10 protein-coding genes are annotated in these 13,443 nt (G+C 36.0%); 9 read left to right on the forward strand and 1 reads right to left on the reverse strand.

Going from position 1 to position 13,443, the window contains the following annotated elements; translation table 11 throughout:
- Positions 1–24: 24 nt before the first annotated feature.
- From EDD62_RS02150 to pyrE, 9 genes are all read left to right on the forward strand, one after another.
- The gene (locus tag EDD62_RS02150) at positions 25–1,323 is read left to right on the forward strand and encodes a solute carrier family 23 protein (RefSeq protein ID WP_123807358.1); all 1,299 of its coding nucleotides are present in this window, start codon (positions 25–27) and stop codon (positions 1,321–1,323) included.
- Complete coding sequence (locus tag EDD62_RS02155) at positions 1,316–2,218, forward strand: aspartate carbamoyltransferase catalytic subunit (protein WP_123807359.1); 903 nt, start codon at positions 1,316–1,318, stop codon at positions 2,216–2,218. Before EDD62_RS02150 ends, EDD62_RS02155 begins: the two co-directional genes overlap by 8 nt.
- Positions 2,215–3,507 (forward strand): dihydroorotase, encoded by a 1,293-nt coding sequence (locus EDD62_RS02160; protein WP_123807360.1) that lies wholly within the window; start codon positions 2,215–2,217, stop codon positions 3,505–3,507. Before EDD62_RS02155 ends, EDD62_RS02160 begins: the two co-directional genes overlap by 4 nt.
- A complete protein-coding gene (gene carA / locus EDD62_RS02165; protein WP_123807361.1) occupies positions 3,498–4,607 on the forward strand; it encodes a glutamine-hydrolyzing carbamoyl-phosphate synthase small subunit in 1,110 nt (369 codons plus the stop codon). Before EDD62_RS02160 ends, carA begins: the two co-directional genes overlap by 10 nt.
- The gene (gene carB, locus EDD62_RS02170; protein ID WP_123807362.1) at positions 4,600–7,782 is read left to right on the forward strand and encodes a carbamoyl-phosphate synthase large subunit; all 3,183 of its coding nucleotides are present in this window, start codon (positions 4,600–4,602) and stop codon (positions 7,780–7,782) included. Before carA ends, carB begins: the two co-directional genes overlap by 8 nt.
- Positions 7,783–7,795: 13 nt before the next feature.
- Positions 7,796–8,548, forward strand: a complete 753-nt coding sequence (locus EDD62_RS02175) for a dihydroorotate dehydrogenase electron transfer subunit (RefSeq protein WP_123807363.1) — start codon at positions 7,796–7,798, stop codon at positions 8,546–8,548.
- On the forward strand, positions 8,545–9,459 hold the full coding sequence (locus EDD62_RS02180; RefSeq protein WP_123807364.1) for a dihydroorotate dehydrogenase: 915 nt from the start codon (positions 8,545–8,547) through the stop codon (positions 9,457–9,459). Before EDD62_RS02175 ends, EDD62_RS02180 begins: the two co-directional genes overlap by 4 nt.
- Positions 9,460–9,553: 94 nt before the next feature.
- Entirely contained in the window at positions 9,554–10,243 is a 690-nt protein-coding gene (gene pyrF, locus EDD62_RS02185) for an orotidine-5'-phosphate decarboxylase (protein WP_123807365.1), read from the forward strand.
- A 3-nt stretch (positions 10,244–10,246) separates the two neighbouring features.
- The gene (gene pyrE / locus EDD62_RS02190; protein ID WP_123807366.1) at positions 10,247–10,849 is read left to right on the forward strand and encodes an orotate phosphoribosyltransferase; all 603 of its coding nucleotides are present in this window, start codon (positions 10,247–10,249) and stop codon (positions 10,847–10,849) included.
- Between the two features lie 858 nt (positions 10,850–11,707).
- Here pyrE and EDD62_RS02195 read toward each other — a convergent pair.
- On the reverse strand, positions 11,708–13,408 hold the full coding sequence (locus EDD62_RS02195) for an Rqc2 family fibronectin-binding protein (protein WP_123807367.1): 1,701 nt from the start codon (positions 13,406–13,408) through the stop codon (positions 11,708–11,710).
- Positions 13,409–13,443 lie beyond the last annotated feature (35 nt).

Here is a 13,443-nt window from a genome sequence, read left to right on the forward strand (position 1 = left end):
TGATTTTTTTATGAGGTGAATGAGATGTTTAATAATAAGTTAACGCCAATTTATGATGTTCATGAGCGACCTGCTTTTACTAATCTATTACTATTAAGTTTTCAACATTTATTCGCAATGTTTGGGGCGACGGTTCTCGTACCATATTTAACTGGATTACCTGTTAGCGCTGCACTTATTGGTAGTGGGGTAGGTACTTTACTTTATATATTTGTAACGAAAGGTCAAATTCCAGCATACTTAGGTTCATCATTCGCATTTATCGCTACAATCATTGCGGCACTGAAAGGATATGAATTAGGATCGGTATTGATTGCATTATTTGCGTCTGGGTTGTTTTATGTTGTAATCGCAATGATAATAAAATTTATTGGTGTTCAATGGATTTTTAAAGTGTTACCACCTGTCGTAGTTGGACCGGTGATTATGGTCATTGGATTAGGTTTAGCACCTGTTGCAGTCAATATGGCGATGTATGAAGACTCTAATGCGATGACAGGGTACAACATGACATATATTATTGTCGCAATGATTACGCTGCTTACGACTTTAATTTGTTCGGTATATTTTAAAGGAATCGTTAGACTCATTCCAGTACTGATCGGAATCATTGTCGGATATATGAGTGCAATTATATTTGGAATTGTTGATTTTGACCCAGTGATACAAGCGAAATGGTTCGATTGGCCGGATATTTATGTACCGTTTTTATCTTATACGCCAACGATTGATTTAGGGCTCATTGTGATGATCATCCCTATTACATTTGTAACAATTTCTGAGCATATCGGTCATCAAATGGTGATTAATCAAGTGGTCGGTCGTGACTTTTTCGTCAAGCCAGGATTACATCGTTCACTACTCGGTGATGGACTGGCGACAATGTTTGCAAGTATTATTGGCGCGCCACCAAATACTACATACGGTGAGAATATCGGTGTATTAGCGATTACGAGAATATTTAGTATCTTCGTCATCGGAGGTGCTGCAATCCTTGCGATTAGCTTAGCATTTATTGGGAAGTTTACAGCGCTTATTTCGACCATTCCAACACCTGTGATGGGTGGTGTCAGCATTTTGTTATTTGGAATTATCGCTTCAAGTGGTCTAAAGATGTTAGTCGATGAAAGAATAGATTTAAATGATAAGCGTAACTTAATGATTACATCGGTGATTTTAGTTTTAGGGATTGGCAAAGCATATTTAGATTTTTCACTAGGTGAGATTCATTTAAACATTGAAGGAATGGCTTTAGCGGCAACAGTAGGCATTGTGATGAACTTGATTTTACCAAAGACGGTAGGGGAGGATTCAAATGAGTAGAATTGTATCAATGAAAGACTTATCCAATGATCAAATCATGACACTCATCAGACGTGCATTACAGTTTAAACAAGGTGAACTTGATGTTGATTATAAAGGGATGACCGCTTGCAATTTATTTTTTGAAAATTCGACACGGACGAAATCAAGTTTTCATATGGCCGAAATGAAATTAGGGATGAATATCTTGCCCTTTGAAGTGAGTACTTCAAGTGTGAATAAAGGTGAGACATTATATGATACGATTCAAACGTTAAATTATATCGGTGTTGATTTGTTTGTCATTCGTCACCCAGAAGTTGAGTACTATAATGCACTTGATACGATGAATGTGCCATTGCTTAATGGTGGAGATGGTACTGGCCAACATCCTTCTCAATCATTGCTTGATTTAATGACAATTTACGATGAGTTTAAGCGATTTGAAGGGCTCAAAGTATTAATTTGTGGTGATATATTACATTCTAGGGTCGCAAGAAGTAATGTTAGTGCGTTAACTGCATTAGGTGCAGAGGTCATCTGTGCGGCAAAAGATAAATGGATAGATTCTTCACTAGATGTACCATATGAACCTATTGATGATGTCATAGAAGAAGTTGATGTCATCATGTTATTACGCGTTCAACTAGAACGACACGACGAATCTAATAGTGTTGATATCCAAGGGGATCAATCATACTTAGAATCATTTGGATTAACGACAGAACGTTATAAAAAGATGAAAAAGAATGCAATCATCATGCATCCAGCTCCATTTAATCGAGGGGTTGAAATAGCAAGTGAAGTCGTCGAAATGGAACAATCTAGAATATTTACACAAATGGAAAATGGCGTATATATGCGTATGGCGATGATAGATGAAGTATTAAAACAAAAGGAGAGGGAATCAAAATGAATATTTTAATTAAAAATGCAATGTTGAACACAGCACAATACAATGGACAATATGACGTCTTAATTTCAGAAGGGCTGATTCAACGTATCGGTTCGTCTATTGATTATAACGACCAAGATACGAAAGTAATAGACGCAAATGGTAAATTATTATCAGCCGGTTTAATCGATGTACATGTTCACTTAAGAGAGCCAGGTGGAGAACATAAAGAAACAATTGAGACTGGTACGAAAGCAGCTGCTCGTGGAGGATTCACGACAATTTGTCCAATGCCAAATACACGTCCTGTTCCAGATCAAGTTGAAACAATGGAGAAATTAGAACAAACAATCGAATCAGATGCAGTTGTGAAAGTATTATCATATGCATCGATTACAAAACGTCAACTTGGTAATGAACATGTCGATTTCGATGCATTAAGCAAATGTTCAACGTTTGCTTTTACTGATGATGGTGTCGGTGTTCAAAGTGCACATATGATGTATGAAGCAATGCAACGTGCGGCGAAAGTGAATAAACCAATCGTAGCGCATTGTGAAGAGAACACATTAATTTATAACGGTGCGGTTCATGCAGGGGACGTGAGTGAACGTTTAAATATACCTGGTATTCCTTCAATCTGTGAAGCAACACAAATTGCACGTGATGTACTTTTAAGTGAAGCATCAGGCTGTCATTATCATGTTTGTCACGTATCGACAAAAGAGTCTGTTAGGGTTATACGTGATGCAAAAAAAGCTGGTATTCATGTCACTGCTGAAGTGACACCACACCATTTACTTTTATGTGAAGATGATATTAAAGAACACGATACAAATTATAAAATGAATCCTCCACTTCGTAGCAAAGAAGATCGCGATGCATTAATTGAAGGATTATTAGATGGTACGATTGATATGATTGCCACAGATCATGCACCTCATGCTGAAGATGAAAAGAATACAACAATGGAGAAGGCACCATTCGGAATTGTCGGCAGTGAAATTGCATTCAGTTTGTTATACACACATTTTGTGAAAAACGGAGAGTGGTCACTTGAACAGTTGTTAAGTTACTTAACGACTCAACCGAAAGCGGTATTTGGATTAGATGTCGGTGAGATTCGTGAGGGAGCGATTGCTGATTTAGCATTATTTGATTTAGACAATGAGTACACAATAGATGCAAATGATTTCGCATCTAAGTCACATAATACACCGTTTTTAGGCGCAAAAGTTTACGGAGAAACTGCAATGACGATTGTTGATGGTGAAATTATTTATGAAAGAGGTGTCACACAATGGACTTAAAGAAAAGATATTTAGTTTTAGAGGATGGCAAAGTATATTCAGGATATGCATTTGGAAGTGATCAAAACGTATTTGGTGAAGTTGTATTTAATACAGCGATGACGGGTTATCAAGAAACGATTTCTGATCCGTCTTATACTGGACAAATTGTAACATTTACTTATCCGTTAATTGGTAATTATGGTATGAATCGTGATGATTATGAGACAATCCATCCTTCTTTGAAAGGTGTTGTCGTTCGTGAAGTGTGTGAATTGCCAAGTAACTTTCGTAATGAAGAAACATTAGATCAAGCGTTAAAACGGTTTAAAGTACCAGGTATATATGGAGTAGATACGAGAAGCTTAACAAAGCGTATTCGAAATTCAGGTGTGATGAAAGGAGCACTTGTAGATTCAATTGAGGATATTGATCATATCATTGAACGGATTAATATGACTGAATATCCAACAAATGAAGTTGAACAAGTATCAACGAAATCACCATATGTATCAACAGGGAAAGGATACCGTGTCGTGCTCGTTGATTTTGGTAAAAAGCAAAATATCGTGCGGGAGTTAAATCGAAGAGATTGCGATGTAACGGTTGTACCGCATAACATCACAGCAGAAGAGATTATCCAAATGAATCCTGACGGTATTATGCTCTCGAATGGTCCTGGAGATCCAACAGATGTACCGGAAGCGATTGAAATGTTAAAAGTGATTCAAGAAAAGTTTCCAGTATTCGGCATTTGCCTTGGTCATCAGCTTTTTGCATTAGCGAATGGCGCAACAACGTTCAAAATGAAATTCGGTCATCGTGGTGCTAACCATCCCGTTTTAAATATTGAAACGAATAAAGTTGAATTAACAAGTCAAAACCATGGATATAGTGTCAGCCGTGATAGTCTTGAAGAGACTGAATTAATCGAGACACATCGAGCGATTAACGATAATACAGTAGAAGGATTAAAGCATAAAGAACATCTGGCGTTTTCAGTTCAATATCATCCTGAAGCAGCCCCTGGACCACATGATCCGAATTATTTATTTGACCAATTTATTGAGAATATGAAGAGTTATGTTGAACGCAAAAAAGGAGGACGTCATCATGCCTAAACGTACGGATATTAAAAGAATTATGGTGATTGGATCTGGACCAATTATTATCGGACAAGCAGCTGAATTTGATTACGCAGGGACACAAGCATGCTTAGCGTTGAAAGAAGAAGGCTACGAAGTCATCCTAGTGAATTCAAATCCAGCAACGATTATGACAGATAAAGAGATTGCAGATAAAGTTTATATCGAACCGTTAACGTTAGACTTCATCAGTCGTATCATTCGAAAAGAAAAACCAGATGCACTGCTGCCAACACTTGGTGGTCAAATTGGTTTAAATATGGCCATTGAACTTGATCAAGCTGGTGTACTTGAAGAAAATAATGTTGAATTACTTGGAACTAAATTATCATCAATCAATCAAGCAGAAGATCGTGATTTATTCAGAAGTTTGATGAATGATATGGGAGAACCTGTCCCAGAAAGTGAAATTATTAATACGATTGATGAAGCGTATCAATTCGTTGAAAAAGTAGGATACCCATTTATTGTCCGTCCCGCTTTTACTATGGGGGGAACAGGTGGTGGAATTTGTTATAACGAACAAGACTTAAAAGAGATTGTACAAAACGGTTTGAAATATTCACCTGTCAGTCAATGTCTACTTGAAAAATCTATTGCAGGCTTTAAAGAAATTGAATACGAAGTGATGAGAGATAAAAACGATAATGCTATTGTTGTTTGTAATATGGAGAATATTGATCCAGTCGGTGTTCATACAGGTGATTCAATTGTCGTTGCACCATCACAAACGTTAACTGATTATGAATATCATATGTTACGTGATGTAAGCTTGCGTATCATTCGTGCATTAGGGATTGAAGGTGGATGTAACGTTCAGCTTGCATTAGACCCACATTCATTCAATTACTACATTATTGAAGTGAATCCACGTGTATCTAGATCAAGTGCATTAGCGAGTAAGGCAACAGGGTATCCAATCGCTAAAATTGCAGCGAAAATTGCCGTCGGTATGACGTTGGATGAAATGATGAACCCTGTGACGAAAACGAGTTATGCAGCATTTGAACCGACATTAGATTATGTCGTATCAAAGATACCAAGATTTCCATTCGATAAGTTTGATAAAGGTGAACGTAAACTAGGTACTCAAATGAAGGCAACTGGCGAAGTAATGGCCATTGGACGTACGTATGAAGAATCATTACTGAAAGCAATTCGTTCTTTAGAATATGGCGTCCATCATTTAGGATTACCGAATGGCGATGAGTTTGAACTAGAACACATTATGAAGCAAATTGGCATTGCGAGTGATGAAAGATTATTCTTTATTGGAGAAGCACTTCGCCGAGATATTACGGTTCAAGAAATTCATGACATTACTCAAATTGATATGTTCTTCTTAAATAAGTTCAAGCATATTATCGATATCGAACATATGCTAAAAGAAAATAAAGGATCACTGACACATTTAGAGTTTGCGAAAAAATATGGATTTAGTGATAAAGTAATTGCACACCGATTCGAAATGACAGAAGAAGAAGTGTTTGAATTACGTCAACAACACAATATTATGCCAGTATTTAAAATGGTCGATACGTGTGCTGCAGAATTCGAATCAGAAACGCCATATTTCTATGGAACATATGAAGAAGACAATGAATCGATTGTCAGCGATAAAGAGAAAATCATCGTATTAGGTTCTGGTCCAATTCGAATCGGACAAGGAGTCGAATTTGATTACGCGACAGTTCATGCGGTATGGGCGATTCAGCAGCAAGGATATGAAGCGATTATTATTAATAATAATCCAGAAACTGTATCAACTGACTTCTCAATCAGTGACAAATTATACTTCGAACCATTAACAGTAGAAGATGTCATGAATATCATTGATCTTGAGCAACCGAAAGGTGTAGTCGTTCAATTTGGCGGACAAACTGCAATCAATTTAGCGGAAGGTTTAAATGCGAGAGGGGTTGAAATACTTGGAACGAGTCTTGAAGAGATTGATCGTGCGGAAGACCGTAAATCATTTGAAGCACTCCTTCAATCTTTAGAGATTCCGCAACCACTTGGTAAGACGGCAACGAATGTCTCTGAAGCGATCGATAACGCAAATTATATTGGGTATCCTGTACTCGTTAGACCTTCATATGTTCTTGGTGGCCGAGCAATGGAAATCGTTCATACTGAAACTGAACTAAAACAATATATGGAAAATGCGGTGAAAGCTTCACCAGAGCATCCAGTATTGATTGACCGTTATTTAACAGGTAAAGAAATCGAAGTCGATGCAATTAGTGATGGAAAAACAGTTGTCATTCCAGGTATTATGGAGCATATAGAACGTGCAGGAGTTCATTCAGGGGATTCTATCGCAGTGTATCCGCCACAGAATTTAACAAATGATCACATTAAAACGCTTGAAGAATATACGATTAAGCTTGCTAAAGGGCTGAATACTAAAGGGTTAATTAACATTCAATATGTGATCTCGAATGATGAAGTATTTGTGCTCGAAGTGAATCCAAGAGCGAGCCGTACAGTGCCATTTTTAAGTAAAATTACAGATATTCCAATGGCAAACCTTGCGATGAGTTCAATTTTAGGTCAATCTTTACAGTCATTAGGATATGAGACAGGTGTTCAACCAATACAGGAAGGCGTATATATTAAAGCACCAGTATTCAGTTTCTCAAAACTTAAAAATGTAGATATTACATTAGGCCCTGAAATGAAATCAACAGGGGAAGTTATGGGACAAGACCAAACGATGCAAAAAGCGCTATACAAAGCTTTAGCAGCTACTGGTTTAATTGTGAAAGACCATGGAACTGTGTTGTTCACAGTGAGTGATGATGATAAAGAAGAAGCAACGGAATTGGCTGAGAGATTTTATAAGATTGGCTATAGAATATTAGCCACGGAAGGCACGGCGAAAACATTTAACGAACAAGGTATACCAGCAGAATCTGTAGATAAAATTAGTGACGATAAAACAGATTTACTTGATGCGATACAGCAAGGAAAAGTTCAACTCGTCATTAACACAATGACGAAAGGTAAAGAGATAGAACGTGATGGCTTTAGAATCCGTCGGGAATCAGTCGATAATGGTGTACCATGTCTTACATCACTTGATACTGCGAGTGCGATCATCGATGTTATCGAATCGATGACATTTGAAATGAATGCAATGAATGAATAAAGGAGAGTCAAATATGGGCGAACAATTTATCGTTAAATCTCAACGTTCAATTGCACGTAATATTTATGAACTCATCGTCACAGGTGATAAAACAGAAGCGATGAAAACACCTGGCCAATTTGTACATATTCAAATTGGTCAAGGGACTGAGCATATGTTGCGCCGTCCCATTTCGATTTGTCGAGTGGAAAACAATGAACTGACAATGTTATATCGTGCTGAAGGAAAAGGAACACAATTTTTATCAAACTTAAGAAGCGGTGACCGATTGGATATTTTAACACCACTCGGTCAAGGGTTTGATATTCATCAAACAGATAAAAAAGCACTTTTAGTTGGAGGTGGGATTGGTGTTCCACCAATGTATGAGTTGGCTCATCAATTAAAATCCATCGGCAAAGAAGTAGAAATTGTATTAGGATTTAATGATCAGCAAGATGTATTTTATGAAAATGAATTCAACGCATTAGGAAAGACTCATATTGCAACGGCCAATGGTTCATACGGTACGAAAGGGTTTGTTACAGATATCATTGAAACGCTTGATGATGATTTCGATACGTTTTATTCATGTGGTCCAATGCCGATGTTGAAAGCTTTAACTCATCAGTTATCTGATAAGAAAGGTTACATTTCTTTAGAAGAGCGAATGGGCTGTGGTATTGGTGCATGCTTTGCATGTGTTGTACCTGCAGATAATGACAAAGGGTACGTCAAAATTTGTTCAGACGGACCGGTATTCGAAAGTGGGGCGTTGAAGTTATGAGTCGACTAAATATCAATATACCAGGATTATCATTAAAGAATCCGATTATTCCAGCGAGTGGGTGCTTTGCATTTGGTCAAGAATATAGTCAATATTATAACTTATCAAAGCTTGGTGCTATCATGATCAAAGCGGCAACAGATCAATCACGATTCGGGAACCCAACACCACGTGTAGCAGAAACACCAAGTGGGATGCTGAATGCCATTGGATTACAAAATCCAGGTGTCGATCATATATTAGAACATGAGTTGCCATGGTTAGAACAATATGACGTTCCGATTATTGCAAACGTCGCTGGAACAATGGTAGAAGATTACGTTGAAGTCGCACAAAAGATTTCAAAAGCACCAAATGTCCACGCATTAGAATTAAATATTAGTTGCCCTAATGTGAAAGAAGGCGGCATTCAATTTGGAACAGACCCAACTGTTGCTAGTGAGTTAACAAAGGCAGTAAAAGCAGTATCGTCTGTACCAGTCTATGTAAAATTATCACCAAACGTTACAGATATTGTTGAAATGGCAACCGCAATTGCTGACCATGCTGATGGTTTAACAATGATTAATACACTCGTTGGAATGGAATTAGACCGTAAAACAGGTAAGCCGATCATTGCTAACATTACAGGAGGGCTAAGTGGTCCAGCAATAAAACCTGTTGCGTTAAGAATGGTCTATCAAGTTGCACAAGCGGTAAATATTCCTATTATTGCAATGGGAGGTATCCATCGGACACAAGACGTGATTGACTTTATCTCAGCAGGTGCAAGTGCCGTGGCAATCGGTACAGCCAACTTCCAAAATCCAATGATCTGTAGCGACATCATCGACGAATTACCTAATTATTTAGATGAACATGGAATAGATCATATATTGGACATTAAAGGACGGGCGTTCAAGAATAGATAATTTAACTCTATATGATGTGAACAAAAGATTTTATAAGATAAAAATAATGTAAGTATTATAAATAATATAAATAAAATTTAAGGGGAGTAATCATATGACGAAGCCAATTATTGCATTAGATTTCAATGACCAACAAACAGCTTTAAATTTCGTTAATCAATTTGATGAATCATTATTCGTTAAAGTTGGAATGGAACTTTACTATCGCTCTGGTCCTGAAATTATTTATGAACTTAAAAATTTAGGGCATCAAATTTTTCTTGATTTAAAATGTCATGATATCCCGAACACAGTAGGGAAAGCGTTGGAAGTCGTTGCAAGTCTTGAAGTGGATATGGTTAATGTCCACGCACTGGGTGGTCGTAATATGATGCTCCGAGCAAAAGAATCGATTGATCGAGTCAATAAAGATACGAAATTGATTGCTGTGACACAATTGACATCAACGAATGAGCAAATGATTCAATACGAACAAAATATTCCACTTACAATGAGAGAATCCGTTCTAAATTTAGCAACATTAGCACATGATTGTCATTTAGACGGTGTTGTATGCTCGGTGCAAGAAGCTGAATTATTAACAGAACAATTAGGAAGAGACTTTTTGAAAGTCACACCAGGCATCCGATTGAAAGAGGATAGCGTAGATGATCAAGTACGCATCGCAACACCAACTGTTGCTAGAGAATTAGGTAGTACTCATATCGTAGTAGGACGTTCAATTACACAGCATGATAACCCAATTGAACGATATAATTATTATAAATCAGTTTGGGAGGGATAATAAATGGCATCAATTGCACAACATTTATTAAATATTAAAGCCGTTGAATTAAATACAGTTAATAAATTTACGTGGGCAAGTGGAATTCAATCTCCGATCTATTGTGATAATCGATTAACGATTGCATATCCAGAAGTGAGAAGACAACTTGCAAAGGAAGTAAGTGAACTTGTTAAGACATTTGGAGAAGTTGAAATTGTAGCCGGAACATCGACAGCAGGCATTCCACACGCAGCATTTGTGAGTGAAGTGTTGGACTTGCCAATGTCATATGTAAGGGGTTCTAAGAAATCACACGGTAAAGGGAATCAAATTGAAGGAGCGAATGTAGAAGGAAAGAAAGTCATTGTCATTGAAGACTTGATCTCTACAGGAGGATCTTCGTTAGAAGCCGTAAACGGAGTGAAAGCACAAGGCGGAGAAGTCGTTGGTGTGGTCGCGATTTTTACTTATGGATTGGAGAAAGCGAAAGCACAATTTGAAGCAGCCGATGTGGAATATAAGACCGTGACGAATTTGGATGAGTTGTTAGAAGAAGCGGTAGCGATTGATTATATTGATTCAAATCAAGCAGAAGAGATAAAAGCATGGAGAGATGAATTATAATAGAGAAACCTTGTACGATTCGAACTGTTGAATTGTACAAGGTTTTTTATTTAGATATTTAAGACTACAGATTTGAAGTATAAAGATACATCTGATTACTAATTTTATTGTATAAATGGGTATTACTGATTTTAAATCTGTTTTTGAAAAAAAGTATTTAAACGTTCTAACAATAATGAATATAAAATAGTACAAGTGGATACTGTTAAGCTCATGTATAAGTCATTATTAATAAATTGCATAAAGTACAAACAAATTAAACCAAAGATGAATGTGATTGCTGGATAAATTATTAATGTAATCTTGAACAGAATTTTATTATATGTAGAAAGTAAAAACAATATGGTTACAAGAGTAATAATGATTGCATATTCATTTGGAATGGGTTGTTGAAAAAATAAAGATGGTATATAAATCGATATCAAAATAAAAAGTGTATGTAGAAAGATCATGTTTTATACTCCTTTTATTTTCTAAATATTTAAACTTATTGTAACATATATATTGAATCGAGATGAAAGGGGAGGTAACTTCTTTGAGAGATTTAAATTACTTGATTGTAAACTTTTTGTGGATGATATTTATTACTGTATTGGTATATCATTATATGTCAGCTCTTAATTATGGATTTCCGATATTTATAATCTTAATCATTCTAATTTTATTTTTAATATTGATTATTTATAACGTAAGAGTACTCGAAAGAAAAAAATAATTTTATATAATGTGTAGTTGTATGAATAAAAAAATAGTAAACAAAAATATCCTAAACTTTATATTAAAACCCGAGCATTCAATCTTATGTGAGTGCTCGGGTTTTTAAGATTTTCAATTATAAATGTAATGTTTTAAGAAGGACTAAGATAGTACTTTGGGTGTGACATTCAACGTCGTTTGATGATCATACGTAACAAATCCTGGTTTGGCACCGCTTGGCTTATGAACATGTTTTATATACGTGTAGTCGACTTCTACGTTGTCACTCATATGTGCGGATGAATATCCTGCGGCGTATTGCGCTGCTTGTTCAATTGCATCATCTGTTGGTTCACTGTCTAATATGACAACATGAGAACCTGGCATATCTTTAATATGGAACCAAAGATGATTATTTTGAGCTTTTTTTGTTGTAATATAGTCGTTTTGTTTATTGTTTTTACCAATTAAAATGGTTTCACCTGTTGAAGCGGTTGTCGTTATATAGTTTTCGTGAGATTTTTTGTTTTTTTGTTTATGTTGCTGTTTTGACTTCTTCTTTTTTAGAAAGCCTGCATTAATCATTTCTTCTCTTACGTCATCGATATCTTGAAGGTCAATTGTTTGCATCGATTGGTGAAGTGAGTCGATGTATTGTAAATCTTCTTTTGTTTGTTTTATTTGAGCGGTTACTTCTTTTTGTCGTCGCTTTAATTTTTGATATTTTGCGTAATATTTTTGAGCATTATCATTGATTGACTTCGTTGTATCGATTTCGATGGTGATTGGTTCATTGGTATAGTAATTAATGACTTCAACTTGATCAGAATGGTTGTTCAGTTGATGCATATACGTTGTGAGTAGCTCACCTTTTAATTGGTATTCATCCATATTGATGGCTTCATTGTATTCATTGTTTAATTTTTCAAGTTTAGATTTCAAGCGTGACTTTGTTTGTTCGATCGTTTTAAGTAAATCTTTGGCTTGTTGATCAATTTTCGCTTTGTTCGATCTATCTTTATAAAATGCATCACACAATTCACTGATTGTATCGTAAGTTTTAACGTCTTCAAACGGTGTGAAGTAAGTTGATGCTTCACTTTGAATATTAGGGTGTGTGATGTAAAAGAACTCTTTATTGTTTGAAGTCCATAGTGTTGGTTGGGGATCTTGACAAATTGACATAAATTGTTTGAATAATTGATTAAAATTATCTCCTGTTACAAAGCGTGATTGACTTAGCATCAGTTTTGCACTCATCGGAGATAGACCTTCGAATGATTGCATCACTTGTTTATCAAGTCGTCCTTGGTTGAAATCAATATATTTTACAGGTGTATCAACATCAAATGGATTGATCTTATTTTGTGTTGCTGGTGTGTCATAAGTAAAACCAGGCATGATTGTACGGGCTTTATTCGTATTTGGTGTTAAATGTTTGATGCTGTCGATTATTTTGTCTTCTTTAGTTGTTAAAATAATGTTACTATGTTTTCCCATCACTTCGACATATACATGATAAGTTGTTAAATCACCTAAATCGTTACGACTTTCAATGACGAATTGGATGAGGCGGTCATTTCCAATTTGATTGATTTCATGAATCATTCCACCTTCTATATGTTTTCTAAGCACTTTCGTAAACATTGGTGGATCAAATGGTATATCAAATGATGATGTGGTCATATGCAACCTTGCATACATTGGATGGGTTGAAATAAGTAATTTTTGCTTTTTTTGTTGACCTTTAACTGTGAAAATTAAATGCTCATGGTCAGCTTGTTGAATTTTTTGAATACGCTGTGGTAATTGACTGTGAAGTTCATGGATTAAAAACTGTGTAAATAGTCCATCAAATGCCATATAGATGCCCTCAGTTCTAAAGTGTAGTATGTATT

Origin of the sequence: Abyssicoccus albus (assembly GCF_003815035.1) — a bacterium.
Lineage (GTDB): Bacteria > Bacillota > Bacilli > Staphylococcales > Abyssicoccaceae > Abyssicoccus > Abyssicoccus albus.